We start from the raw sequence: 26814 nt of genomic DNA, 5'->3' as shown, positions 1-26814 counted from the left end.
TGGGCATGGACGGTGCTGCGCGAGCGCGTGCTGGGGGTGTTACCACCGGATTGGACACTGCGGATTCCGCAGATGCGGCGGCTGTTTGGGGCATCCACGACGCGACGACCGCACCAAGCATCCGCCGCCGTCGCGTGGTTCGCCGCATGGAATCGTGCATTGGAGGCTTAAGTTACCACCTATGGGGGCAAGGGGTCAGGCTCTTGGCTTTGGGCGAACGGAAGCATAATCCCCATAATCTGTGTAATCTGTGGCGAAAAAACTCATCCTTCGTGCTCTTCGCGTCCTTCGCGGTTTCAGCCATGCGTGAATCAAAACTCTCTAGCCCCTGAATCCTGCTCCCTGAACCCTCGGAAAATCATCACTTGACAAACTCAAAATGGCCTGCTATGCTTCGGCGCAGAACTTTTGATTTGTGGAGTTTGTTGCTATGTTCAGTCAACAATTGATTTTGAACTTGAAAAAACGCAGCGCAAAGAAGCCAGGCAGCGAGTCTGGTTTATTGCGTCGCGTCTAAGCAACACTCCACGCGCTCAATAAACTCAAGGCTCGCCGCCACAAACGGCGAGTCTTTTTTTGTCCCAAACGCCGGTTTTGAAAGGATTTACCCATGGCCACACTCAAGCAACTTAAACGGATTAGCCATCTTCACCGCCCTGCGGCAGTTCGCCCTGAATTGTTCACCGGATGTTCTTGCGGAAGGATTGTGCTTTCATGACCCGTCAGTTTGCAATTGTTGATACCACTTTGCGCGAAGGCGAACAATGGGCCAACGCCCACTTCAGCAGCGCAGATCGCCTAACCATCGCCAATTTGCTGGTTCAGTTTGGCGTTGAATACATCGAAATGACCTCGCCCTGCGCCTCGCCGCAAAGTGCGGCAGATTTGCGCAGCATCGCAGCCTTGCCACTCGGCAATACCAAGCTGCTGACCCACACCCGTTGCAACCTTGAAGATGTACAGCTTGCCGCTGAATGTGGCGTTGCTGGCGTAAATATCCTCTTTGGCACCTCACCCTATCTGCGCCAATGGAGCCATGGTCGCTCAATTGAAGCGATTTTGGCAGAAGTTGGCCCAGTCGTGCGTTTCCTCCAAGAACGGCAGATCGAAGTTCGTTTCTCCTGCGAAGATTCATTCCGCACGCCATTGCCCGATTTGTTGCGCGTCTACCAAGCTGTCGATTTGCTTGGCGTGCAACGGGTTGGCATCGCCGACACGGTGGGCATTGCCACGCCGCGCGATGTTGAGCGAGTGGTTGGAGCGGTACGCAATGCAGTTCGCTGCGATATTGAATTTCATGGCCACAACGATGGCGGCTGTGCAATTGCCAATGCCTATGCAGCCCTCGAAGCAGGTGCAACCCACATCGACACAACGATTCTTGGAATTGGCGAACGCAACGGCATCGCCGCCCTCAGCGGCCTCATTGCCCGCCTCTACCTCTCTGAACCTGAAAGTGTTGCAGGCTACGCCTTGCCAATGTTGGCCCAACTTGATCACACAGTTGCGGCAATGTTGGGGATTCAAGTGCCATTCAATGCCTGTATCACTAGCGAAACCGCCTTTGCGCATAAGGCTGGCCTGCATACCAAGGCTGTTTTGGCCAATCCTAGCACTTACGAAGCGATCGATCCTAATGCTTTTGGGCGCGAACGCAATGTGCTGATTGGCCATCGCCTGACTGGTCGCCATGCCTTGCAAAGCCGTGCCAACGCCCTGGGTTTGGAACTGAGCGACACTACGATTATTGCGCTTGCAGCCCAACTCAAAGCTGCCGCCGATGATCAACCGTTGACGCTCGACGAGGTGGATGCGCTGCTGCGCTCAAGCACCCTCCAAGCAGCCTAACGATTTTTCGAGCTGGCAATTGAAATTGCTATTTCAATGCCCTAGCTTGCTATACCTTGATGTGCCATTTTTCAGCTATTTTTGGGAGTTTTTGCAATGGGTCAGACATTTGCCGAGCAAATTTTGGGGCATGCTTCCGGTCGCAGCGACGTGCAAGCAGGCGATATGGTGGTGGTCAACGTCGATTTGGTGATGATGCACGATAGCCTCTCGCCAAGCATTATCGAAACCTTGCACAACGAATTGGGCGCTGAACGCGTGTGGGATCGCGACAAAGTTGCGGTGGTGATCGACCACGTTGCCCCAGCCGCCACCGTGCGCCAAGCAGAACAGCAACAACATGTGCGACGTTGGGTCGCCCAACAAGGCATTTCGCACTTGTTTGATGTTGGGCGCGGCATCTCGCACCCTGTGTTGATCGAGGAAGGGTTGGTGCAACCAGGCATGCTGGTGGTTGGCAGCGATTCGCATAGTACTGGTTATGGGGCGGCGGCGGCCTTTGGCTCAGGTATGGGTACGACCGACATTGCCCTCGCCCTCGCTACTGGCCAAACATGGTTTCGCGTGCCAGAAACCGTGCGGGTCAATGCGGTTGGTAATTTTCAACCAGGCGTGAGCGTCAAGGATTTTGGTTTATGGGCAGCTCGCACGCTCCGCGCTGATGGCGCAACCTACCAAAGCGTCGAGTGGCACGGGGTTGATTTTCTTTCGTGGCGCGAACGCATGACCTTGGCTACTTTGTCGATTGAAGTTGGAGCCAAGGCCGGAATCGTTGCCCCAACTGGCTTGGGTGCTGAACATCCCGTGCCAGAATGGTTGCGGGTTGAGGCCGATGCCAGCTACAGCCGCGTTGTCGAATGCGATTTGAGCACGCTCGAACCGCAAGTCAGCGTGCCACATTATGTCGATAACGTGGTTGATTTGGCTGATATCGGGAGGGTCGCGGTTGATGTGGTGTATCTTGGCACCTGCACCAACGGCCACTACGAAGATATGGCCGCTGCCGCCAGCATTCTCAAGGGGCGACGGTTGGCTCCCAATGTGCGCATGATCGTTGTGCCAGCATCGAGCGAAAGCCTACATCGCGCCGCTAGCGATGGCACGTTGGCGACGTTGTTGGCTGCTGGGGCAACCATCGGCACGCCTGGTTGTGGTGCATGCATTGGCCGCCATATGGGCGTGTTAGCTCCCGATGAAGTCTGCGTTTTCACTGGCAATCGCAACTTCCGCGGACGAATGGGCAGCCCAGGAGCCAATATCTACTTGGCCTCGCCTGAAGTTGCCGCTGCCACCGCCATAACTGGCTACATCACCCACCCGCGCAATGTGCTCGACAGCACTGAGCAAGCAGTTTTCGCCTAATTTTTGCAATTGCACAGGAGTCAGCACTATGCCACGGATTTGGGTTTTTGGAAATGATGTCAACACTGATCAGATGGTTCCAGGCCGTTATGCTCCCTACATGTTGGGCGCAAATGATGATGTGCGGCGCTATGCCTTCATCGAAGCGCGGCCCGATTTCGCCCCCAACGTTCAGTCAGGCGATTTGATTATTGCTGGGCCAAATTTTGGCTGTGGCTCAAGCCGCGAGTATGCACCCTTGGCTTTGAAGCGCTGCGGCGTTGGCGCGATTATCGCTCCGCTATTTGCCCGCATTTTCTTCCGCAACGCCTTGAATTTGGGCATTCCCTGCTTCACCGCTGATATTCGTGAGCAAGTTGCCGATGGTGATGTTGTTGAATTTGATTTGGCTGCTGGCCTGATCACCAACAATGGCAACCAAATTCAACTGCCACCACCCGAAGGCTGGATGCGCGAAGTCTGGGCTGAAGGCGGAATCGTGCCATTTTATCGTCGCCATGGTCGCTTCCCCGCGACAGGAGCCTAAGCATGACGAGGTTGTGTTTGATTGCTGGCGATGGGATTGGCCGCGAAGTCGTGCAAGCGGCGCGGCAAGTGCTCGAAGCCTTGGCGGTTCCTGCCGAGTTTGTCGAGGCCGAGGCTGGTTGGGAAACCTTTCAACAAACTGGCAACGCCTTGCCCGAACAAACTTTAGCGACAATTCAAGCGGCCAACGCGACCTTGTTTGGTGCAGTTAGCTCACCATCGCAACGGGTCGCTGGCTATCGTAGCCCAATCGTTGGCATGCGCAAAGCGCTTGATTTGTATGCCTGTGTGCGGCCAGTTCAAACGCCACCACTGGCGAATGCCCGTGCTGGAATCAATTTGGTGGTGGTACGCGAAAATACCGAGGGTTTGTATAGCGGCCAAGAAACCCGCGAGGGCGATGAACGCGCCACGGCTCAGCGAATTATCACCCGCCAAGCTAGCGAACGGATTGTGCAATGGGCGGTGCAATATGCCCAACGCACTGGCCGCCGCAAAATCACAGTAGTACACAAAGCCAATGTGCTACGCGAAACTTGTGGTTTGTTCCGCGAAACCGCGCTGCGCGTGCTAAGCGATGCGCCTGATGTGCAAGTTGAAGAAATGTTGGTCGATAACGCTGCTTATCAATTGGCCCGTGCTCCCGAACGTTTTGAAGTGTTGGTCACGACCAATTTATTCGGCGATATTCTCTCGGATGTTGCCAGCGTTTGGGGTGGTGGGCTTGGTTTGGCAGCATCGGCCAATTATGGCACACGCACGGCGGTATTCGAGCCTGTGCATGGCAGCGCCCCCGACATTGCTGGTCAAGGCAGCGCCAATCCATTGGCAACCTTGAGCGCTAGCGTGTTGATGCTGGAATTTGTGAGCTTGAACAGCTACGCCGAACGCTTGCAAACCGCGATTCAAGCAGTATTAGCCAATGGGCCACATACGCCCGATCTTGGTGGTACATCAACAACGGCTGAGGTAGTGCAAGCAGTGATTGACCAGTTTTGATCCACGAAGAGCACGAAGAGCACGAAGGCCAGAAACCACGAAGAACGCGAAGAGCACGAAGGAGTGAGGGAGCAAGGGTCAGAGATCATGGGTCAGGAAGTTTTAACGCAGCGGCGCAGAGGATAAGGGTATTGGCTTTTGGCTAGCGGAATGTAACGGGTTTGGCATAGGCAGGTGGCACAGCACGGGATACTGATCCCCTGCCCCCCGACCCCTAGGATAGAAACCGCGAAGGACGCGAAGAACACGAAGGTAAGGTTTAAGGTTTTGGAATGTAACGGGTTGGGAAAATATGGTGGCACAGCACGGGATACTGATCCCCTGCCCCCGAACCCCGACCCCTAACTAATAAAGGATTACAAACAATGAGCGCACAATGCCCAGAATGTGAAGCAACGATCGCGTTGGCAGCCGATATTTTGGATGGCGAGATTGTGCCATGCCCTGATTGCGGCGCAGAACTCGAAGTTGTCAGCTTGAACCCAGTTGTGTTGGAATTAGCACCAGAAGTCGAAGAAGACTGGGGCGAGTAAGGGAGTTATGTCAATGCGTATAGGTATGTTATGTTCCCGAATTCGGGTTGAAGAAAAGCTGCTGATCACTGAGTTTGAGCGGCGCAATGTCCAATTTGAGCGAATCGACGATGATCAGACATGGTTTGATTTGAATGCTTTGCAAGCTAATCGCCAAGTACGCGAACAATTCCCTGATGTGATTATTGAGCGTTCGTTGCACCATGGCCGAGCATTGTACACGCTCAAAACCTTGAACGATGCTGGCATTCCAACGGTCAATAATTACAACGTGGCCTTGACCTGTGGCGATAAATTTTTGACCACGCAAGCCCTGTTGCGCAACGGCGTGCCATCGCCACGGTGTTTGCTGGCCTACACCCAAGAATCAGCGCTCGAAGCGATCGAAAGCTTGGGCTATCCGGTGGTGTTGAAGCCAGTTATTGGCTCGTGGGGTCGCTTGGTCTCGAAGATCAACGATCGCGAAGCTGCCGAGGCGGTGCTTGAGCATCGCGACACCTTGGGCAATTATCAGCATGCAATTTTCTACATTCAAGAATATGTCAACAAGCCAGGTGGCCGTGATATTCGAGCGTTTGTGGTTGGCGATGAGTGCATTGCGGCGATTTATCGCACCAGCGGCCACTGGATCACCAACACTGCGCGCGGCGGCGAGGCTTCTAATTGCCCGATTACGCCAGCCTTGGCCGATATTTGCATTGGTGCGGCCAATGCGGTTGGCGGCGGCGTGGTTGCAATCGATGTCTTCGAAACTGCTGAAGGTCGCTATTTGGTCAACGAAGTTAATTACACCATGGAATTTCGCAACAGCATTAGCACAACTGGCGTGAACATTCCCGAACGCATTGTTGATTATGTGCTAGCTCAAGCACAATAGTTGGCGCGCTGTAGCCAAATTGAGGTTGTTATGCTTTCAGTTTCGATCGTTGGTGGTTCTGGCTATGTCGGTGGTGAATTGCTGCGTTTATTGTTGGGGCATCCCCACGTCGAGGTGCGTCAGGTCACCAGCGAACGCTTAGCAGGCCAATATGTCTACAGCACCCACCCCAATTTGCGCGGTCGCACCGATTTGCGCTATAGCCCACAAAGCAGCTTGGAGCCATGTGATGTGTTGATTTTGGCCCTGCCCCATGGCTCTGCTGCCAAAAATATCGAGCATTATGCTGGGCTTGGTCAAGCAATCATCGATTGTTCTGCCGATTTTCGCTTGCGTGAACCCGAAACCTATAGCCGTTGGTACGGCGAAAAGCACCCTGCCCCGCACTGGCTGGAGCGTTTTGTTTATGGCTTGCCTGAATTGTATCGCGAGCAAATTCGCACAACTCGCTATGTTAGCGGCGTGGGCTGCAATGCAACGGCGATTAACTTGGCCTTGTTGCCGTTGGTTAAAGCAGGCTTAATCGATCAAACAAAGCCAGTGGTGGCCGAAGTCAAGGTTGGTTCATCCGAGGCTGGCGCGGTTGCCAACGATGGCAGTCATCATGCAGAACGAGCAGGCGTGGTGCGTTCGTTTGCACCAGTTGGCCATCGCCACACCGCCGAAATTATGCAAGCGCATGGCCTTGAAAATGTGCATATTTCGATCACGTCGGTGGAAATGGTGCGCGGCGCGTTGGCAACCTGCCATGTGTTTACTAAAGGCGCGGTCAACGAACGCGATCTCTGGCGAGCCTATCGGGCTGCTGCCGCCGAACAACCGTTTTTGCGCATTGTGCATGATCGCAGCGGTTTGCACCGCCATCCAGAGCCAAAAATCTTGGCAGGCAGCAATTACGCCGATATTGGTTGGGCGCTCGATGAAAACACAGGCCGCGTGGTTGCGCTCTGCGCGCTCGATAACTTGATGAAGGGCGCAGCCGGAGCCGCCATCCAATGTTTGAATTTGATGCATGGCTTCGAGGAAACAGTAGGGCTTGAGTTTAGCGGCTTGCATCCGGTTTAAGAACATAGAGCATAGAGCATAGATGTAATGGTTCATCACATTAACCACCATCGTTCTTTTCCACCCTTCCGTCCCGCCAGCGGAAACGCAGGGGGCTTTAATCCCCCTGCACCCCCGCAAGGACCATTCGTGACCGAACCGCATCCATTGATGACCCTGCGGATGCGTGGTGGACAGCGAAAACCAACCCTCGATGGGGTTGGATTGCGGCAATACGCTGGTTGCCAACTCATTGAACCAATACACATAGAACATAGGGATCGGGGGTCGGGGATCAGGGGTTAGAAGATACTACGCTAGATTTTAACGCAACGGCGCAGAGAGGGAGAATAATTATGAAGGATAAGGGATGAGGGGATATGCTCTCCACATTGAAATTGAAGTTCTTAGCGCCCTTCGCGTTCTTCGTGGTTTCAGTCTTGGGAATCTTCGCGTCCTTCGCGGTTCCTAGCCTTCGTGTGCTTCGTGCCCTTCGTGGATCAAAAAGGAACAACCATGCTTGTGATAAAAATTGGCGGCGCGGCAGACATTGATTATAGCAATCTCTGCAACGATATTGCCCAACTTGCTGCCCAAGGCCAACCGATTGTGCTGTTTCATGGTGGCTCAGATGGAGCCAACACGCTTAGCGAGCAGCTTGGCCATCCGCCACGCTTCATTACCTCACCGTCGGGACATACCAGTCGCCAAACAGATCGGCGCACGCTCGAAATTTTTATGATGGCGACGGCCTTGCTCAATCGCCAGTTCGTTGAGCGTTTGCGTGGTTTGGGAGTCAATGCCTTAGGCTTATCGGGCATCGACGGCGGCTTATTACAGGGCACACGCAAAACCAATGTTCGGGCCGTCGAAAACGGGCGGGTGCGAGTGATTCGCGATGATTGGACTGGCAGCATCGATCAGGTTAATCGGGGTTTGTTGCAAACCTTGCTGAGCGCAGGTTATCTGCCAGTCATTGCACCATTAGCGGTCAGCAACGCAGGCGAACCATTAAATATTGATGGTGATCGCGGCGCGGCCAGCGTAGCAGCAGCCTTAGAAGCAGAAACCTTGTTACTGTTGACCAATGTGAGCGGCTTATATCGCAAATTTCCTGACGAAAGCAGCCTGATCGAGCATTTGCCGCGCACAGAGCTAGCCCAAGCGACCGAAAAATTAGCCCAAGGCCGCATGAAGAAAAAATTGCTGGGCGCACAAACTGCGCTCGACGGTGGTGTGCGCCGCGTCATCATTGGCGATGGCCGCAGCGAGCAACCAGTCAGCGCAGCGCTCGCAGGCAATGGAACAATCATCGAATAATTGGATTTGGCAGGAATAAACAATGACTGAACAACAACCTTTTGCCAGTTTGGAAGCAGCCCATAGCGCAGGAGTATATGCCAAGCGCCCGATTACCTTGGTACGCGGCAGCGGCGCAACCCTCTACGACGATCACGGCCAAGCCTATCTCGATTGTGGCTCAGGCATTGGGGTTGCCAACATTGGCCATTGCCACCCAACGGTGGTGCAAGCAATTGCCGAGCAGGCCGCAACCCTGACGGTTTGCCCCGAAGCCTTTCATAATGATCAACGGGCCTTATTGCAAGCAGAATTAGTTCAATTATTTCCCGCCGAATTTCAACGGGTATTTTTGTGCAACAGCGGCACCGAGGCAGTCGAAGCTGCCTTAAAATTTGCCCGCATGGCCACAGGTCGCACGGCGATTGTTGCAGCCATGCGCGGCTTTCATGGCCGCACTTTTGGAGCCTTGAGCGCCACCTGGGAGAGCCACTACCGCGAGCCATTTATGCCGCTCGTGCCCGATTTCAGCCATATTCCCTACAATAATATCGAGCGCTTGCAAAACGCTATAACCGAACAAACCGCCGCCTTGATTATCGAAATTATCCAAGGCGAAGGCGGCATTCGGCCTGCAACTGCTGAATTTTTGCAAGCAGCCCAAACAATTTGCCACGAACGCGGAGCCTTGCTGATTCTTGATGAAGTGCAAACTGGCTTTGGTCGCACGGGACGAATGTTCGCGTTTGAGCATTATGGCTTGCAGCCTGATTTGGTTTGTTTGGCCAAGGCTTTGGGTGGCGGCATACCCATGGGCGCAGTGGTGATCAACCAACGAGTTGGCGAATTGGCAATTGGCACGCATGGCTCGACCTTTGGTGGCAATCCCTTGGCATGCGCGGCGGCGCGGGCTTCACTCAGCGTGATTCGCACTGAACAATTGGTTGATCAAACTGCCGAAAAAGGTGCTTGGTTGTTGACCCAACTGCAAGCAATTCGTTCGCCTAAAATTCGCGAGGTGCGCGGCTTAGGCTTGATGATTGGGATTGAACTCAAGGAAAAAGTTTCACCCTATCTGCAAAAGCTTATGAACCAACATCAGATTATTGCGCTCAATTCTGGCAGCAATGTGTTGCGCCTATTGCCGCCGTTGGTCATTTCGTGGCCAGAATTGGAGCGAGTGGTGGCAACCTTGCGCAGCATGTTCGAGGAGCCAACAGCATGAACGATCAACAAGCTTTACAATTAATCGAGGCCATGGTGGCAACGCCCAGCGTTTCCGGCGACGAAGCTGCGCTGGCCCAACTTTTAGTCGAGCAGATGCATCACGCTGGCTTCGATGCCCACATTGATGCAGTTGGCAATGCAGTTGGCGTGATTGGCGCTGCCGCTGAAACCGTCGTTTTGCTTGGACATATGGATACCGTGCCAGGCCACATTCCAGTTGAAGTGCGCGCTGGCGAGTTATGGGGGCGCGGTGCTGTCGATGCCAAAGGCTCGTTAGCCACGTTTATTGCTGCCGCCGCCCGCGCCCATGCCGAGCAACGCTTGGCCTATCGGGTGATTGTGGTTGGTTGCGTCGAAGAAGAAGTTGCTTCATCCAAAGGTGCGCATTTTATCGCCCAAACCATGGCCGCGCCAACTTGGTGCATCGTGGGCGAACCAAGCGGCGCCGATCGGCTAACCTTGGGCTATAAGGGCAACTTGCGGGCGCACATTCGCATCGAGCAAGCTGCGGCGCATTCGGCCCACGCCAGCCACACCGCCGCTGAGCATGGCTGTGAATTATGGCAAACCATCGCTCAGCACGCCAATGAGTTTAACCAAGGCCGCGAACGGGCCTTCGATCAACTGTTGCCCAGCCTTGTACGCATCGAATCTGGTGGCGATGGCTTGCGCGATTGGTGCGAGTTGCTAGTAAATGCTCGCTTGCCGTTAGATCTTGATCCGGCGGCCTATACTGCGCTGCTACAACAACTCTTGCCCAATTATGCCCACTTGAACATTAGCGGCGCAACGCCTGCCTTCAGTAGCGAACGCACATCGAGCATTGCGCGCCGCTTTGGGCGGGTATTTCGCGCCAACGGTCAGCAACCGCGCTATGTGCAAAAAACTGGCACTGCCGACATGAACGTGGTTGGGCCAGCCTGGGGTTGCCCAGTTGTTGCCTATGGCCCAGGTGATGCAGCGCTCGATCACACGCCGTATGAGCGGTTGCCCTTGGCCGAGTATTTACAGGCGATTAATGTGCTGACTGCTGTCTTGAGCAACGAATAATTATTCTTGAATTAACTCCAAACTATTGCCATCGGGATCAGCGACGATTGCCGCTTTGATGCCGCCCTCAGTTGGCGCGGCGACGATTGTGCCACCATGCTGCACGGTTTTTTCGAGCGCCCTCGCAAGATCAGGCACACATACATGAAATTGCAAGCGGCTTTGTTCGGCCACAACGCCAGCAATGGCATTTGGGCACAGCAACAAAGGAATATTAACCAAAAAGCCTTCATAAAAAGTATGTTCGCCGTACTTAATTTTGCGAAAATTAGTAAACAGCACTGAATTATAAAAGGCCGCCATTTGTTCGATATTCGTGGCAGCTAAGGTTAATTGAGTAAATGAAATTGGTGATTGCATGCAAATCCTCATATAATTGTCTTTTGCTATTGCCCATGCTACCATAGGCCAAGCCCAAACCAACTATGGCAGCACTCCCCACCTACTTTTGCAGCACCCAGCCGCATTCTTTCCCCTGCATTTGGCTTATTGTTCTTTTTCTATGTTTATCAATATCGCTAGAGTAGCAACGTATTTGGAGGATCGACGATGTTTAAAGAGTTCAAGGAATTTGCCTTCAAAGGCAACGTGCTCGATTTGGCAATCGGTGTGATTATCGGGGCCGCCTTTGGCAAAATTGTCACGGCCTTGGTTGATAATATTTTGATGCCATTAATTGCTGCTTTCTTTGATAAACCTAATGTTGCTGAGTTGCAATTTATGGTTGGAAAAACTCCAATTATTTATGGCGTATTTGTTCAAGCTGTGATCGACTTTTTGCTCGTCGCAATCGTCTTATTTGGCGTCGTCAAAGCAATTAATATTACCCGTCGCAAGCAAGAAGCAGAAGCGCCAGCCGCTCCACCACCAAGCGAAGAAGTGCTGTTGCTGCGCGAAATTCGCGATAGCTTGCAAAAATAGCTAGCCAACTTCAACCAAATAGTGGGTAAATAATTAAAGCGCTGCTTATTCACAGCATAAAGAGTAGGGGATGCAGGGGGATGAAAACTCCCTGCGTTTCCTGCCCAAAAGGGGACGGAAGAGTGGCGAAGAGCTTTATGGTTCAAGCTCAATCTGCCAAATTGCCGCTTGATGCAACAACAAAAACTCAGTTTGATTCAACGCCTGCAAATCACTCACCAAGCGTGGTTGGCCAGTAGGATCATTAATTGGATAGACCTGTGTTGGCGACCAATAGACTAAAGCATTGCTATCCAAGGCCCGCACCAAAACCCCATCCCGATACCACACCAATGGCTCGACCCCCAAATTGGTTGCTTGAATCGAATTCAGGCTTGGCTCATAGATCCGAAAATCGTCGCCCAGATAATAGGCCAAGGCTCCGCGCTCGTTCCAAAGCATGCGGGGTGTGCTCGTGCCACGCTGGCTTTGATCGATCAACTGAATTTGAGTGGTTTGCAGATTATACAGCTGTAATTCTAAAGCAGCTTGGTCGCGCACTTGCACCAACAAGGCCAGTTGATCACGCTTGGGGCTAAGCTGCAAGCCGCCAGCTACCAACTGCCGATTGGGCAAGCGAATAATTACCTGTTCTTTGTTATTCCCACCAACTTGCATAATCCGCAGGTCGCTATCGCCCGCCGCATAATACAAAGCGCTTTGGGTCATCAAGGCTGCTTGCACCAAGCCATTGGTCGAAGTCAGCACGCGCATTGTTTGGCCACTAAATGGCTCGATCGCTTGCAGCAGATCAGGCTCCTGTTGTGAACGCCACAAGAGCAAGGCTCCATCACTCGACCAACTTAACGCTTGACCTTGATAACTACGACTTAGCGCGACAAAACTTAAGTCTGGCGCGTGCAATTCAAACTGATCTTGGCTTATCGCTTGGGTAATTAGCCATTGTTGGCTTGGCGCAAGCGGGCCAAATTGAGCCCGAATAAAACCATTTGCTGCAACCAACAATTGATCGCTAGGGCTAAGCGCAGTGGTTGCGCTAGTGGTTGGTGTGAGCAAGGGCGTTGCCGTCGCCGGATTGCCGCTTGGCGTTGGGCGATCGGTGGCTCGCACCACAAAGCTTGGCGTTGGTCGCAACTCCAAAGTTGGAATGACCACAACGGTTGGTTGTTGGGCCAAATCACACCCATACAACAGGCCAATTAGTACCAAAACAATATAGAATCGTTTCATATCACCATGCTATAATAAATGCTGGAAACGGTTATCAGCAACAGGCAGCCTATGACGAATGATCCAATCATTGCGACCGCACCACGACTTATAATTCGTCGCTGGCAACGGGTAGATTACCAAACCATGGATCGCTGGCCACCTTTCACCGAGCCATTAAGCAGCATTTGGAACTTACCAGATCGGGTGACAGTTGGCGGCGATTGGATGAACGACATCCGGCGAACCTATGCGATCGTTCTGCGTGATAATACCCTAGTTGGGCGAATTACGTTACGCAACATTGATTCGGCCAGTGGCTCGGCGCGGCTTGGGATTACAATTGGCGCACCCTACGTAAGCCAAGGCTATGGAACAGAAGGCTTGGCCGCGTTTCTCCAAGCATTTTTCAGCACCCTCGGCTTTCAAACCATGGTGCTCGATGTGGCTTCGGTTAACGAACGAGCTGTACGCTGCTATCGGCGGCTCGGCTTCCAATATAATGGTCATCATTGGCGTGATGCTGGCTGGCGTTTTATGCAAACGCTCGATCAAGCCACCCGCGAACGCATCGCCCCCTTTATCAAGGAAGGCCGTCACGGGGTGTGGGTACAATTTTACGACATGACGCTCGCCCGCAGTGATTGGCAAGCGGCTCAACATCGGTCAGTTATCCACGTTAATCAATAAAGAGGAAGCAGTATGTCGCTGATTGCAGGAAACTTAGCGGTTGTTCAAAAGCTACTCGACGGTGCCCAAATGGCGTGGGGCATTTATGGCGGAGCCGCAGCCCACTTCTATGGCAGCCGTCGCCCAATTAATGATATTGATATTGTGGTGCCAGCCAACACGCTGAGCGAAATTGCCCGCTTGTTGCAGCAAGGCCAAAAGGCTGTGCAATACGATGGCGGACGGATTTTATGGCGCGGGATTATTCTGCAAGAAGATCTGACGATTCGCCAAAATGGCGCAGTTTATCCGTTTGTGCTCGATCAACCAATGATCGAACGCCTGCAACGCAAGCCATTGCTTGGCTCACGGGTGCTGTTTTTGGCTCCCGAAGATATTTTGGTCCACAAATTGATTCTGTATCGTGGTTCAGACCAACAACGCTTCGATATTGTCGATTGCGAAGGCATTATCAAACGCCAACAACTTGACCTTGAGTATCTAAACCAACGCCTGCAAAGTAGCAATGCCACCGCCCTCGTTACCCCTAGGATCGCCGAAATGGGCGTAACGCTGTAAGCTTAAAGGCATTGTGGGCTACATTGCTCAGAATGCCTTTTTAATTGAACCCTGACCGATAGAACATTGCTTATGCTAAAAACAACTCAACCTCAACATCCGATCGCCTGGACTTTAGGCAATTGCTTGCTCTTTTGTGGCATGTATTTGTTGTTGTATGTTGGCGGCATGTACGCCGACGATTTTTACAATCAACAAGCAGCGCGCGGCGATAGCCCGCTGCCAATCGCTGCGCCAATAATTGCAACTGCCGAGCCTGAACTTAGCGACTTTCAAGCCCCCAATCTAAACGCCAATCCGCTCAGCGACCAACCTAATGCCAATGTTCCAAGCGAACATTCAAGCATCAGCCGGATTCAAATTCCACGGATCGAGGTTGATCAGAAGGTGATCGAGGTGGGTTGGGAGTTAATCGATGGCGTGGCAACATGGCAGGTTGCGAAATACGCTGTTGGTCATCATCAAGGCAGCGCCAACCCCGGCGAAGCAAGCAATATCGTCTTGGCGGGCCATGTTGGCGGCTCGGCGCCCGTGTTTGATCGCTTGATTGAAACCCAGCCAGGCGACCAAATTGTGCTCTATAGCAATAGCCAGCAATATCTGTATGTGGTGCAATCGAATGAGCGTGTGCAAGAAGTTGGCGTTTCGGCAGAACAACGCCTGACCAATGCTGCCTATATGAACCCAACTCTTGATGAAACCATTACCTTGATTACCTGTTGGCCACCAACTGGCCCAAACGCCTTCGATCAGCGGATTATTGTGCGGGCCGTTCCCTACACCAGCGCTTCGGAGCAACCAGCGGGTAGCAATTGGCAGATGCGCTAAATCAAGCTGCAACAAAGTTTTATAGCCTATCGTCAGATGAACAGCTATTGACAATTCTGTGCCATCACGAAGGGGCTACACCATGACAAAACGAACTTTAGGCTTGCTATTGATTGGAGCAGGGATTATTGCCCTCTTCAGCAACATTGGGAATGGCTTGTTTGGCCGCGACCACTACGATTACGATGAGGCTTGGCGCACAGAAGTAGCGCATAACCTCAATCAGGGTAGCATTGATTTTAACGATAATATGGCCGATTTTCATGCAGATATGAGTGATTTGCAAGCTGACCTAAGCGATGTTCAAGCAGAAATCAGCGAGGCTGTAAACTCACATTGGCAAGATAATGCTGCCGAATTCCACGAAGAAATGGCTAACCTGCGCGCCGAAATGCAAGATGCGCAAGCTGAAATGTATGATGCCCAAGCTGAAATGCATAGCGCAATGCCAGCCAACGGCTTTGCAGATTCACGCTTCGAGCACGGGCCACGTCATCGTAATGGCGCCCCATTCGGCTTCTTGCTGTTTCCCTTATTAATTGGTGGTGGGATCTTCTTGTTGGTTCGTCGCCGCCGCATGGTTGTGCGCCGCCACCAAGTTCATCACTTCTAATTAGCGAAGTCTATTCAAAAGCCCCTGCAATGACGGTTGCAGGGGCTTAGAAAATAAATTGATCAGGATGGCAAATTAGCCAAGCACGCGGTTAAGGTTAGCTTCGAGTTTTTGGCGTAAATCGCGGCGCACTTGCTCGCCAGTTGCAGGCGTGGTCAGTAAACCAGCCACAATCCCCAAAATAAACGAGCGCAGGCCGGTGCGTGCGCGGCGGCCTTTGCGGCCAACCTCGGTGGTTACTTCACCAGTTTTATGGGCGATTGTTTGGGCTGCTTGCTGGGTCGTTTCGCCAACGATATGCGCAGCATCTTTGGCTCGTTCACCAACCACTGAGGCGGTTTCTTTGGCGCGGCCACCAACAACCGAGGCTGCATCTTTAGCGCGCTCACCAACTACTGAGGCCGTTTCCTTAGCCCGTTCGCCAACAACCGAGGCTACATCCTTGGCCCGTTCGCCAACCACTGAGGCAGTTTCTTTGGCGCGGCCACCAACAACCGAGGCTGCGCCTGCAACTGCTGGAATAACCGTTGCGCTTACATCTTGGGCCTTGGCACTTACAGTTTGGGCAACCGAGCGCAAAGCATCAGGCGCATGCTCGCGAGCTTCTTTAGCGCGTTCGCTGGTGGTTGCCAAAAATTCTTGCACAATCCCGCTCAAGCGTTGCACCAAATCGCTCGCTTGATCACGAGCATCAGAGCCTTTGCTGCTCGCCACATCAACAGCGCGTTGACGCAAATCGTCTGCTTGTTCGAGCACGGTTTCGCTGCTGCTGCTCAAGCGATCGCGCACCTCATTCAAAATATTTTTGGCCTTGTCGGCTAAAGTTTCGCCTTGATCAACTGCTTGATCGCGCACATCGGCCAAACGGCTACGGGCATCAGCACTTTTGCTGCTCGCAGCTTTAACCGTCCGCTGACGCAAATCGTCTGCTTGCTCCAGCACGGTTTCGCTGCTGCTGCTCAAGCGATCGCGCACCTCATTCAAAATATTTTTGGCCTTATCGGCTAAAGTTTCGCCTTGATCAACCGCTTGATCGCGCACATCGGCCAAACGGCTTTTGGTTTGGTCGCCCAAATCGTTGGCCCGATCGCGGCTGGCGGCAGCAACCGCAGCTAAGCCAGCAGTTGCAGCGCTCAACAACGAACTACCTTTATTGCGGCCTTGAGCGGCTTTTTTGCCAAGTTGGTCAACAGCATGTTCAACTTGGTCGCGGCCAGTTTCTAGGCTCGCATTCAAGCGTTGATTCGCGTGCTTGCCAGCTTTGCGCAATTTCTTTTGCTCGCGTTTCAGCTCTTTGCGGGCTTGTTTGCTAAGACTATGCAAATAGCTATTGGCATCGGCAGCGCGATGTTCAACTTGATCACGCAGGTTTTCGGTGAGCAAGGCGACTTTTTCGCCCAAGCTGGTCGGATGATTGCGGCGGCTACGTGCGCCCAATACCCCACCAATCACACCACCAGCAATCAGCGCGGCAGTTAATAATGGTTGTTCTTTTTGCTCATTCATAATCAAAAACTCCTTTGCTCTACGATTCGAGCACGTATCTACCGAACCTATAGCAAACCCTATACCAAGCGTTTGAGGAGCATTGATCCACGAAGAACACAAAGAGCACGAAGAATCTAACCGCGAAGGACGCGAAGATCGCGAAGACTGAGTTTTTGCTACGAATTCCACGAATTGCCCCAATGATGTTCCGATAACCCAATAGCCATCAGCCACAATCTATGGGTTCTCTGCGCCGCTGCGTTAAAAATTGATCCACGAAGCAAACGAAGGATAGGAACCGCGAAGGACGCGAAGATCGCGAAGATGGCGAAGAACATTTTTTAGCTACGAATTGCACGAATGAGAATTATTGTAGCCACAGATTGGCACAGATTATTGGGATTATGTTCCGATAACCCATAGCCCAAAGCTAATAGTCAAGAGCCTTTCATCCCTCATCCTTCATAATTCATCCTTAAAAGAAAGAGGATCGAGCTACTGCTAGCCCGATCCCTATGTTCTATGTTCTCTGCTCTACGTTCTTAATTGGTGACAGTTGGCACAGGGCTACTTGGCGGGCTAAGCACGCTGGCAGCAACCCAGCCGCGGCCTGTACCATCGGGCAACTGAATTTGATACCAATCACCTGATTGGCCAAGCACTTGCACGTTATCACCAGCCTTGAGCTGAGCAATTGGCTCGTTATTGGTATTTGGCGCAGGGCGCACATTGGCGGTTGGGGCAGTTACCGTAGCGGTTGCAGGAGCCACAGTTGGCGTAGCAGCAGTATCCACTGTCGGCGTTGCCTCAGCTTCGTCATCTTCTGGATCTTCGCCCTCAGCGGTATCCTCGCTGACTGGAGTTGCAGTTGGCAAAATTGGCGTAACCGCCGTGCCCCAAACCGCATGATTCGATTGATTAAGCGCGCCGCGCACGGTGGCAATGCGTTCGTTGGCCCAAAATAAGGCGATAAACGCCACTGCAACCAATAAGGCAATGCGAATTGGGTCGGAAAGCCGCAGAATAGTGCTACTCCGTTGCATTTCGCGCAGCGCAGCAGCAGCGCTGGCAGCAACTGGCTCGCCCCAACTGGTGCGACTGCGATCATCGCGGGCAACCCGCCGCAAGGCCAGCAAGGCCCGCCCATCGCCAACTTTGCCCAAGGCTCGCACGGCAGCCCAACGCACATTGCTATTGGGATGATTGAGCGCTTGGCTTAAGGGACGGCTGGCCCGACCATCGCCAATTTGGCCTAAGGCTTCGGCAGCCCGATAGGCCCGCAACCACGGATATTTTGGCTCAAGCGCTTCGATCAGCAAGGGAACTGCTTGCGCACCCAAGCGAATCAAATCGTCTTCTGCTCGTTCGTGGTTGGGATCGTTGGCGTTATCTAAAGCAACAATCAACTGGCGCAATTGCGCATCGGCAACCTGTGGCGGAGCTGCTTCGGGCCGGGCCTGCGATGGCTGCGGCTGGCGCGGTTGTGATGGTGGTATTTGATCAGTCATATCAGCGACTCTCGAATAAGCATTGATTAATAAGGATGCTGTTGCAGGCACTCAGGCCCATTGCAACCCTCGCATTGTACCAGAGAAAGCAAGTTCAAATATCCACAGCATAATCCTGACCAGCAAATCAATCAGGAGCGTGGCGTTTTGCAAATTGAATCAAATGGGCTATCCAAAGCGAATATGGTACAATTGATCTACATGCAGCCCGTTGGCGCGTTCGCAAACGGCTGTTTTTTTAGGGCAAACACGAGAGTTTATGCTGCTAGAATTATTTATTGCCGATTTCGCAATTATTGACCAAGTACGCTTGCAATTCACCCCAGCCTTTAATGTGCTAACTGGTGAAACCGGAGCCGGTAAGTCAATTATGATTGATGCCCTCGGCATGTTACGTGGCGAACGGAGCGATCCGAGTTTCGTGCGTGCTGGTAGTAATCAAGCTCGCGTTGAAGGCATATTCACGCTCGCCGATCGCCCAGATATTCTGCCAATTTTAGCGGAATATGGCCTTGATGGTGCTGATGACGATCAGATTATTCTGACCAGAGAAATTCACGGAGCCAGTGGCCGCAGTGTCGCCCGCATCAATGGGCGCGCCGTGAGTAGCGCCGTGCTGCGCGAAATAGGCGGGCGTTTGGTCGATATTCACGGCCAAAACGATAGCCAAACCTTGTTTAATGTGCGCACCCACGCCGAAATGCTCGACCGCTATGCAGGCGTAGTTGCCGATCGTGAGCAACTGAGCCAACAAGTGATCGCGGTTGAAGCAGTGCGTAGCCAAATTACAACCTTGCGCAACGCCGAAGCCCGCCGCATCGACCGCATCGAAGAATTAACCTTCTTGGTCGAAGAATTGACCAACGCCAAACTGATTGCTGGCGAAGAAACAACCTTAACCAGCGAGCGGAGTTTGTTGCAAAATAGCGCCAAAATTACTGGCATGGTCGATACGATGTATCGTTTGCTGCGCACTGGCACGCCTGCGAGCGAGCGCCGTACCGCAACCCGCTCGATTGTCGATAGCCTTGATGATGTGGCGAATGTGTTGAGCGAACTGTTGCGGCTTGATCCAAGTTTGGCAGCGCTCAACGAGCAAACCCTCGAAGTACGCTATCGGCTCGACGATGTGATCGAGGGCGTGCGCTCATATCGCGATCGGCTGGAGTTTGAGCCAGGGCGCTTGGAAATAATTGAAGATCGCTTGGCAGAGCTGCGCGATTTGGCCAAAAAATATCGGGCTGCCGATGCTGCCGAATTGCTCGAACGCTTAACCAACGCCAGCGAAGAACTCGAAACCTTGCACTACAGCGCCGAGCATATTGCCGAATTGGTGCAACAAGAGCAACAACTCTTAGCGAGCATTGGGATTGCCGCCGCCGAACTGAGCAGCCGCCGACGCCAAGCAGGCGATGAATTGGCCGAACGGATTGCCGCTGCTATGGCCGATTTGGCCATGCCGCATGTCAAATTCCATGTGCAACTCTCGCAGCGGCCAGACCCACAGGGCGTCTTGATTCATGAGCGCCATTTAGCCTTTGACCGCACGGGGATTGACCAGATTGAGTTTTTACTCAGCCCCAACCCTGGCGAGCCGCTTAAACCATTGGCCAAAATTGCCTCTGGCGGTGAATCGGCGCGCTTGCTATTGGCGATGAAGTCGATTCTTTCGGCGGTTGATAGCGTGCCAACTTTGGTTTTTGATGAAGTTGATGTGGGCGTTGGCGGTCGGGCTGGCCATGTGGTCGGCGAAAAATTGTGGGGCATTAGCGATGCCCATCAAGTGTTGTGTATCACCCACTTGCCTCAAGTTGCTGCCTTTGGTGATTGCCATTTTGCAATTGCCAAACAAGTTGTCAATCAACGCACCCAAACCTTTGTGCACCCACTGAGCGAGCAAGAGCGCATCGAAGAATTAGCAGCGATGCTTGATGGAACACCAGTGAGCGAAGCCAGCCGACGCTCTGCAAGCGCCATGCTGGAACGTGCTGCCAACTACAAACTGGCAACCAGCAATTCGTAATTGAACAATACCCATGCCTTTGAAGGAGTCTGCCTTGGATTCACGCGAGACAACGATCAGCCTGTGGTCGCGGCGGGTGATGGAAGCCTGCTGGCTACTGGCTTTAGCAATGATCCCGATCTATTTTAGTTTGCTTAGTGACCGCCACTTTGAGCCAGATAAAGCGGTGGCCTTGCGTTCCATCGTGATGATCCTTGGCGGAGCATGGATTATCAATTGGCTTGAGCGCGGCCAAGTCTTTCGTTTGTGGCCACGTTGGCGCGATTGGTGGCGCTCGCCGCTGGTCGCTCCGGCAATTGTCTATGTTGGGGTCTTTCTCTTTACCACGCTGACCTCGGTCTTAGTCTTTACCAGCTTTTTCGGTGGCTATAATCGGCTTCAGGGCTTCTACACCAACTTCTCGTATGTGGTGGTGTTTGGAGCGATGCTGGCCCATGTGCGCCGCCGCGAGCAACTTGAGCGCATTATTACGGTAATTGTCGCCACAACCTTGCCAACGTTGGGCTATGGCTGGGTTCAATATCAACGCAGCGACCCCTTACCATGGGCTGGTGATACCGCAGCGCGGGTTGCCTCAAGCATGGGCAACTCGATCTTTGTGGCTGCCTATTTGATTCTGACCCTGCCATTTATGCTCTATCGCTTGATTACGAACTTGATGGCCACCAAACGTAGCGAAGTCGAAGGCGCAAGTTCGGTTGGCTTAGATGCAGCGTGGTTTGTTACCTTGGGCTTGTTGCCGCTTGGCCAATTAAGCTTGTTGTATGCAACGCTCAAGCTCGGCGCCTTGATTCAAGCACCATTGCTTGGCATCGGCCATTGGTGGATCTTTCCGCTGGCGGTCATTGTTACCAGCAGCACGTTGCCCTTGATTTCGTGGGTAACCAGCACCCGCAGCCGCACTGATTGGCGCTTGTATCTGCCTGGCGGCTTGATTCTGTTCTACATGCTGGCCCTCGTTATCGGCGGCTATTTGACTGCTGATCAGTGTCAAGGCGCAATTAGCGAAACCTGCTATAACCTTGATATGGTTTCAGCAGATCGCGCGAGCAACTTCCGCACATGGTTCTTGTTGGCGATGGCTGCCTATTTTGGCTTTTATGGCTTGGTTGTGGCCTTGCCACGCCGAATTGCCACTGCACCGCATGCAGTGGTGCAATGGCTCAGCGCTGCGGTGTATGCTGGCCTCAGCATTTTCACCGTGGTCATTATCTTCTTTACCCAAAGCCGCGGGCCACAAATTGGCATGTTTGTCAGCATCTTTGTGTTCTTCACGCTGTTTTTGTTGCAAGGGCTACGCAGTACCAGCTTCAAACGAGTTTTTGGCGCGGCGCTCAGCGCTTGGGTGGTGCTTTCATTAGCTAGCGCGGTCTTCTTGGTGGTGCTCAATACCGATTCGAGCAGCTTTAGTGGCTTGCGCCAAAGCAACCGCTATATCAACCGCTTGGGCAACTTGCTGGAAACCGATGGCGGCACTGGTTTGGTGCGGGTGCTCATTTGGCGGGGCGATGAGCACACCAAAGGCGCAGTTGGTTTGGCCTTGAGCAACCCGCTACGCACCGTCATTGGCTGGGGGCCAGAATCGATGTTTGTGGCCTACAACCCCTTCTACCCGCCACGCTTGGCCAATTATGAATCGCGTGGCGCGTCGCCAGACCGTTCGCACCAAGCCTTGCTTGACGAATTGGTGACCAAAGGCGCAATTGGTTTGTTTAGCCATTTGTTCTTGTTTGGTTCATTCTTGATTCTCATGCTGCGCTTGCTACGCATTCCACGCTTGGTCAATCTTGGCATTACAACCGTGTTTATGCTGGGCATTGGGCTGTTCTTTGCAGTCTTTTTGAAGAGCCTAGAATTAGGGTTGATTGCTGGCGGCGTAGGCTTGTTGGTAGTTGGCCTCGCCACATGGCTGGGCTATGCCAAGCCCTTGGATGAACCAATTAGCTTTGGCTGGCAATTATTGATTATCACCGCGCTTTCGGCAGTGGCAGCCAATTTTGTCGAAACCCTGTTTGGGATTCCGATTGTTTCATCGTTGCTGTATACCTGGGTGATTATGGCAGTTGGCGTGGTTGCTGGCGCCCAAGCAGGAGCATTCCAGCTTGGCAGCAAACCTGCGGTTGTTGCCGCAACCCCAGCAGCCGAAGAAGTGGCTGAAGTAGCGCCAGCCAAAGCTGGTACCAAACGCCAAGCAGCCCAAAATGCCCGCCGCGCAACTGGCAATCGTGGCCGTAGCAGCAGCGGCGTAACAGGCGCAGCTCCAGCCCGGGTTTTATATGCAGTAGTTGTGCCGATTGTTTTGTTGTTGGTTTGGTTCCTCAACCTCGATAATATTTTTGCCGATATGCGCTACTTGCAGGGCAAACAATTTATCGACCAAGGCCAAGGCCTTGATCAACATCTTTTGGGCTTTGCAGCGATTCAAGATGCAGTTGAGCACGCCCCCAACGAAGATCTTTATTTCTTGATGTATGGGCGGGCCTTGATGACCTTGGCCACCGATTTGAGCATCGAGCAAAACAAGTTGGTGAGCGAAAATCAAAATCAGGCTATTGCCCAAGTGCTGAATAGTCGCCCGCTGCCCAATGCAGAGCTGGACGATTTGCCCAAAACTGAATATAGCATTGCTGGCATGCAAAATACTGCCCGCGATTTCCTAACCAAGTTTGGGCCATTGCAGGTGTTGGATTATGCCCGTTTGGCCTTGGAAGAGGCCCAGCGGCTCAATCCCCAAAACAAAGATCACCCAGCCAACTTAGGTCGTTTGCATTCGTCGTGGTTCCGTAACACCGAGCAAAGCGACCCAGAAGGCGCGCGCAAGCATCTCGATGCAGCAATCGAAGCCTACAAACAAGCGCATACAATCGCACCGCAGGATGTTGAATTGACTGGCCAATGGGCAATGTTGTATCTGTATCGCCAAGAATACGATACAGCGATTGCTGAATTGAGCAAGGCAACGACGCTTGATCCGCTGTGGTCGATCAACTTCATTCGCTTGGGCGAGGCCTATCGACGCAAGGGCGATTTGCAAAATGCCGCCCAAGCCTTTGCCAACGCCTTGGCCCTTGATCCACGGGCACTCAACAACAGCGGCTTGGTTGATGTGGCCGAATTACCTGCTGAACGCAGCGAACGGATTCAAGCAACCTTTGCCTCAATGCAAAGCGATCCAGCGGCGTTCGATAGCTTCTTAACTGGCTTCGAGCGAGCAATCGCCAGCAAACCAGGCGATATGTCGTATCGCCAGATTTACACCCAAGTTTTGAGCGATAGCAAGCGCTATGACGCTGGCTTGGCCCAAGTTGAATTGGCTTTGGCTGAGATGGACAAAATGGGGGCGCAAGACCCGACGTTCAATACGACCTATGCTGATACCAGAACGGCCTTTGAGCAATTGCTCAGCTTTTTTCAAAGCCAACAATAACTGAGTCCAAGCAAATCTAACCCTCTCTCCTACATTCAGTAGGAGAGAGGCAGCGTTATTTTCGCCCGACTCAACAATATTAACTTTCACCAAGAGAAGCTATATGAGTGTTTCGCTGGCCCAAATCTTCCTGATTTTTCTTTCGGCGTTAACCATGTCGATTGTAAGTACACCGCTTGTTCGGCGCTTGGCAATTGCCGTTGGCATTATCGACCAACCCAACGCGCGCAAAGTCCATACTAATCCGGTGCCATTGCTTGGCGGCTTGGCAATTTATGCAGGCGTAATGGTTACCCTGCTTATTTGGGATGAGCAATTTATTCTGCGCGAGTTGGCAGCCATTTTGGGCGGCGCGACGATTGTGGTTACCTGTGGCATGCTCGATGATAAATGGGGTCTATCCGCCACATTAAAATTACTGGGCCAGATTATTGCCTGTTTTGTGCTGATTTTCGCTGGCATTCAGGTGCAATTATTCGCCTCGCCAGTGCTCAACGCCATCATCACGATTGCCTGGGTGGCGGGCATTTCGAATGCAATTAATTTTCTCGACAATATGGATGGCTTATCTGCTGGCCTGACGGCGGTAGCATCAGCCTTCTTTTTGCAACTTGCGGTCTTGAATGGCCAAGTGTTGGTAGCAGCGCTCTCCGCAGCCACGATGGGCGCGTGTATGGGCTTTTTGCGCCACAACTTCGTGCCCACCAAAATCTTTATGGGCGACACTGGCAGCCTATTTTTGGGCTTTATTTTGGCAGTGCTGGGCATCAAGCTGCGCTTTCCCAGCAACAGCATCATCGTCACCTGGATGATTCCAATTGTCGTGTTAGGCGTGCCAATTTTTGATACCACGATGGTGATTGTGGCGCGCTTACGGCGACGAGTAAACCCATTCAACACCCCAGGCAAAGATCATATTTCACATCGGTTGGTAGCGCTGGGAGCTTCCCGCCGCGAAGCTGTCTTGATTTGCTATATGCTTGGCGTTGGCTGTGGCATTACCGCAACGATGTTGAGCAAAGCCGATGTGCAAGAAGCCTACGCCTTGGCAGGCTTGTTAATTACGATTGCAGGCGTTGGCATTTGGTTTTTCGAACGCTATGCGCGCTATACGCCACCAAAATAAGCACGCACACCAAAGCCCATGGTTTCTGCTCCCGCAGCCGTAACCATGGGCTTTTTAGTTTAAGCAGCGACCTTTTGTGATTCCCAAGGCAAATCGAGTGCTAAGCGTGAGGCAGTCACCAAGGCAGGCTTGAGCAAAAGCTTGGGACCATAGGCCATCCAAACACTTTCGTCGGCAACACAGCGATACGATCCATCATCAACGAGTTCCAATCGAGCACCGCAATCGGGGCAGCGGCGTTCTTCGAGCGAACGATTTTCCATGACGGGCCTCCTTGTGTGGGTGGTGTGTCCGGAGCTGGCGGAATTAAAAAATCCCACCCCCCGGATAGAGGAGTAGGCGATCATTGCCCTGTCGTATGGCCACGCTGCCATGTGTTAAGCTGTAGTATACATGGATTTGGCAAATTGACAATCGGGCTAGAGCAGTAGTTCTATGGCCAGTCTAGTTGATGGAGGGTTTTGCAATGTATTGTCTCCAGTGTCGCCAGCGTTTGGAGCCACGCTTGCGCGGCGGGCGCGAACGCTTGAGTTGCCCTGATTGTGGCTGGGTCTGGTTTAATAGTGCGCCAGCAGGGGTTGCTGCCGTCATCCAAAACGAGGTTGGCGAGGTTTTGTTGGTGCGGCGGGCTGGCTCGTTTCGGCCTGGCTTGTGGTGTTTGCCTTGCGGCTACCTTGAGCACGACGAGGAAATGCGCCAAGCTTTAGCCCGTGAAGTGCTGGAGGAAACAGGCCTGCATGCAGAGATTGGCGAGGTTATCGCCGTGCATTCGAATCTAGATCGCGAGCCGCCGTATCCGCTCGGGGTTTGGTTGCGGGCCACGGTCAGCGGAGGCGCTTTGCAAGCTGGCGGTGATGCCGATCTGGCGCAATTTTTTGCCCGTGATCAACTGCCGCCGCTAGCATTTGATCACGATGCTTTGGTCTTAGCCCAATTGCAGCAACCACATGATGCCAGCATCGCCAGCTTAACCAACGAGATGCATGAGTTTGTGCGCTCGAAGGGTTGGTACGAGGCGAATTCAAAACGCCCGCAAACCCCACGCAATTTGGCCATTTCGCTAACCCTCGAAGCAGCCGAAGTGCTCGAACACCTGCAATGGCGCGATGAAATTGTTGATCAGACTGAATGGCAGGGCGAGTTAGCCGATGTTTTGCTCTATTTACTGCAATTGGCCGATACCACCAACGTCAATTTGGTCGAAGCAGTGCACGCGAAATTGCGCAAAAATGCCAATCGGGTGTGGGACGAACCAGCTCAGTAAGTGGCAAAAATGAGAGAATTAAAACTATTTAATGTCGTTGATTGACAGCAAGCAGCAATATCCGCTATAGTTAAACCAGAACTTGTGTTCTATCACAAATACAAGTTCTGGATGAAGGAGGTATTGCGGTGAGTCAGCAACCTGATCAACAACAACAAAATCGGCCATTGCGGCTGATGTTTATGCTTACAATGGTGATAATGTGTATCACTGTGACGGTTTTGGTCGTGCTTGGGCGTGATGTTGCCCAGCTTGTGACCGTTGTGGCAGCATTTGCAGCCTTAGGCGCATTGCTCTGGCAAAAACATTAATTAAGCCTTGCTGTAAGGGTTACTCCTTGCAGCAAGGTTTGTTGCTATTTTTAATTCATCTCGGGCTAATAATTCCAGCTTCAA

Annotated in this window: 25 protein-coding genes; 20 read left to right on the top strand and 5 right to left on the bottom strand. The window is 52.6% G+C overall.

Annotation, left to right across the window (positions count from 1 at the left end; all coding sequences use genetic code 11):
- Nucleotides 1-714 precede the first annotated feature (714 nt).
- The 10 genes from SE18_RS23450 (at nt 715) to SE18_RS23405 (ending at nt 10764) form a co-directional block, all read left to right on the top strand.
- Complete coding sequence (locus tag SE18_RS23450; RefSeq protein ID WP_054536890.1) at nt 715-1848, top strand: homocitrate synthase; 1134 nt, start codon at nt 715-717, stop codon at nt 1846-1848.
- A 96-nt stretch (nt 1849-1944) separates the two neighbouring features.
- Nucleotides 1945-3210 carry a 3-isopropylmalate dehydratase large subunit gene (locus tag SE18_RS23445; RefSeq protein WP_054536889.1) on the top strand — a complete coding sequence of 422 codons (1266 nt, stop codon included), beginning with the start codon at nt 1945-1947 and terminating at the stop codon, nt 3208-3210.
- A 28-nt stretch (nt 3211-3238) separates the two neighbouring features.
- Nucleotides 3239-3736, top strand: coding sequence for a LeuD/DmdB family oxidoreductase small subunit (locus SE18_RS23440; protein WP_054536888.1), 498 nt, complete (start codon nt 3239-3241; stop codon nt 3734-3736).
- A 2-nt stretch (nt 3737-3738) separates the two neighbouring features.
- Nucleotides 3739-4734 (top strand): isocitrate/isopropylmalate dehydrogenase family protein, encoded by a 996-nt coding sequence (locus tag SE18_RS23435; protein WP_054536887.1) that lies wholly within the window; start codon nt 3739-3741, stop codon nt 4732-4734.
- Nucleotides 4735-5099: 365 nt separating this feature from the next.
- Nucleotides 5100-5267, top strand: a complete 168-nt coding sequence (gene lysW, locus SE18_RS23430) for a lysine biosynthesis protein LysW (RefSeq protein WP_012190838.1) — start codon at nt 5100-5102, stop codon at nt 5265-5267.
- 13 nt (nt 5268-5280) lie between these two features.
- Nucleotides 5281-6144 carry a lysine biosynthesis protein LysX gene (gene lysX / locus SE18_RS23425; protein ID WP_054536886.1) on the top strand — a complete coding sequence of 288 codons (864 nt, stop codon included), beginning with the start codon at nt 5281-5283 and terminating at the stop codon, nt 6142-6144.
- A 30-nt stretch (nt 6145-6174) separates the two neighbouring features.
- Entirely contained in the window at nt 6175-7209 is a 1035-nt protein-coding gene (gene argC / locus SE18_RS23420; protein ID WP_054536885.1) for an N-acetyl-gamma-glutamyl-phosphate reductase, read from the top strand.
- Nucleotides 7210-7704: 495 nt separating this feature from the next.
- Nucleotides 7705-8508 carry a [LysW]-aminoadipate kinase gene (locus SE18_RS23415; RefSeq protein ID WP_054536884.1) on the top strand — a complete coding sequence of 268 codons (804 nt, stop codon included), beginning with the start codon at nt 7705-7707 and terminating at the stop codon, nt 8506-8508.
- Between the two features lie 22 nt (nt 8509-8530).
- Nucleotides 8531-9712 carry an aspartate aminotransferase family protein gene (locus SE18_RS23410; protein ID WP_054536883.1) on the top strand — a complete coding sequence of 394 codons (1182 nt, stop codon included), beginning with the start codon at nt 8531-8533 and terminating at the stop codon, nt 9710-9712.
- On the top strand, nt 9709-10764 hold the full coding sequence (locus SE18_RS23405; RefSeq protein ID WP_054536882.1) for a [LysW]-lysine hydrolase: 1056 nt from the start codon (nt 9709-9711) through the stop codon (nt 10762-10764). The genes SE18_RS23410 and SE18_RS23405 overlap by 4 nt, the downstream gene beginning before the upstream one ends.
- On the opposite strand, the gene SE18_RS23400 is transcribed toward SE18_RS23405, so the two are convergent.
- Nucleotides 10765-11124, bottom strand: coding sequence for a VOC family protein (locus SE18_RS23400; protein ID WP_054536881.1), 360 nt, complete (start codon nt 11122-11124; stop codon nt 10765-10767).
- 189 nt (nt 11125-11313) lie between these two features.
- Between SE18_RS23400 and mscL the strand changes: the two genes are divergently transcribed.
- The gene (gene mscL, locus SE18_RS23395; RefSeq protein WP_054536880.1) at nt 11314-11685 is read left to right on the top strand and encodes a large conductance mechanosensitive channel protein MscL; all 372 of its coding nucleotides are present in this window, start codon (nt 11314-11316) and stop codon (nt 11683-11685) included.
- A 135-nt stretch (nt 11686-11820) separates the two neighbouring features.
- On the opposite strand, the gene SE18_RS23390 is transcribed toward mscL, so the two are convergent.
- Entirely contained in the window at nt 11821-12915 is a 1095-nt protein-coding gene (locus tag SE18_RS23390; RefSeq protein ID WP_054536879.1) for a hypothetical protein, read from the bottom strand.
- Nucleotides 12916-12966: 51 nt separating this feature from the next.
- On the opposite strand from SE18_RS23390, the gene SE18_RS23385 reads away from it, so the two are divergent.
- The 4 genes from SE18_RS23385 to SE18_RS23370 all read left to right on the top strand — a co-directional run bounded on the left by SE18_RS23385 (nt 12967) and on the right by SE18_RS23370 (nt 15583).
- The gene (locus SE18_RS23385) at nt 12967-13584 is read left to right on the top strand and encodes a GNAT family N-acetyltransferase (protein WP_054536878.1); all 618 of its coding nucleotides are present in this window, start codon (nt 12967-12969) and stop codon (nt 13582-13584) included.
- Between the two features lie 12 nt (nt 13585-13596).
- A complete protein-coding gene (locus tag SE18_RS23380; protein ID WP_054536877.1) occupies nt 13597-14142 on the top strand; it encodes a hypothetical protein in 546 nt (181 codons plus the stop codon).
- A 72-nt stretch (nt 14143-14214) separates the two neighbouring features.
- On the top strand, nt 14215-14970 hold the full coding sequence (locus SE18_RS23375) for a sortase (RefSeq protein ID WP_054536876.1): 756 nt from the start codon (nt 14215-14217) through the stop codon (nt 14968-14970).
- 82 nt (nt 14971-15052) lie between these two features.
- On the top strand, nt 15053-15583 hold the full coding sequence (locus SE18_RS23370; protein WP_054536875.1) for a hypothetical protein: 531 nt from the start codon (nt 15053-15055) through the stop codon (nt 15581-15583).
- A gap of 75 nt (nt 15584-15658) precedes the next feature.
- On the opposite strand, the gene SE18_RS23365 is transcribed toward SE18_RS23370, so the two are convergent.
- Together SE18_RS23365 and SE18_RS23360 are read right to left on the bottom strand one after the other, a co-directional pair.
- A complete protein-coding gene (locus tag SE18_RS23365; RefSeq protein ID WP_054536874.1) occupies nt 15659-17089 on the bottom strand; it encodes a coiled-coil domain-containing protein in 1431 nt (476 codons plus the stop codon).
- Nucleotides 17090-17613: 524 nt separating this feature from the next.
- A complete protein-coding gene (locus SE18_RS23360) occupies nt 17614-18579 on the bottom strand; it encodes an SH3 domain-containing protein (protein ID WP_054536873.1) in 966 nt (321 codons plus the stop codon).
- Nucleotides 18580-18838: 259 nt separating this feature from the next.
- Between SE18_RS23360 and recN the strand changes: the two genes are divergently transcribed.
- The 3 genes from recN (at nt 18839) to SE18_RS23345 (ending at nt 25155) form a co-directional block, all read left to right on the top strand.
- Nucleotides 18839-20602 carry a DNA repair protein RecN gene (gene recN, locus SE18_RS23355; RefSeq protein ID WP_054536872.1) on the top strand — a complete coding sequence of 588 codons (1764 nt, stop codon included), beginning with the start codon at nt 18839-18841 and terminating at the stop codon, nt 20600-20602.
- A gap of 34 nt (nt 20603-20636) precedes the next feature.
- The gene (locus SE18_RS23350; protein WP_054536871.1) at nt 20637-24029 is read left to right on the top strand and encodes an O-antigen ligase family protein; all 3393 of its coding nucleotides are present in this window, start codon (nt 20637-20639) and stop codon (nt 24027-24029) included.
- A gap of 103 nt (nt 24030-24132) precedes the next feature.
- Nucleotides 24133-25155, top strand: coding sequence for an MraY family glycosyltransferase (locus SE18_RS23345; RefSeq protein WP_152976728.1), 1023 nt, complete (start codon nt 24133-24135; stop codon nt 25153-25155).
- A gap of 59 nt (nt 25156-25214) precedes the next feature.
- Here SE18_RS23345 and SE18_RS23340 read toward each other — a convergent pair whose 3' ends face one another.
- Nucleotides 25215-25418: a hypothetical protein gene (locus SE18_RS23340; protein WP_054536870.1), complete on the bottom strand. Its 204-nt coding sequence runs from the start codon at nt 25416-25418 to the stop codon at nt 25215-25217.
- 203 nt (nt 25419-25621) lie between these two features.
- Between SE18_RS23340 and SE18_RS26975 the strand changes: the two genes are divergently transcribed.
- Together SE18_RS26975 and SE18_RS23330 are read left to right on the top strand one after the other, a co-directional pair.
- On the top strand, nt 25622-26419 hold the full coding sequence (locus SE18_RS26975; RefSeq protein WP_160319545.1) for an NUDIX domain-containing protein: 798 nt from the start codon (nt 25622-25624) through the stop codon (nt 26417-26419).
- Between the two features lie 128 nt (nt 26420-26547).
- Complete coding sequence (locus SE18_RS23330) at nt 26548-26730, top strand: hypothetical protein (protein WP_054536869.1); 183 nt, start codon at nt 26548-26550, stop codon at nt 26728-26730.
- The last annotated feature ends 84 nt before the right edge of the window (nt 26731-26814 follow it).

The sequence above is a fragment of the Herpetosiphon geysericola genome (genome assembly GCF_001306135.1).
Lineage (GTDB): Bacteria > Chloroflexota > Chloroflexia > Chloroflexales > Herpetosiphonaceae > Herpetosiphon > Herpetosiphon geysericola.
Note: the sequence above shows the minus strand (reverse complement) of the source record. Positions and strands in the feature narration are given on the sequence as shown.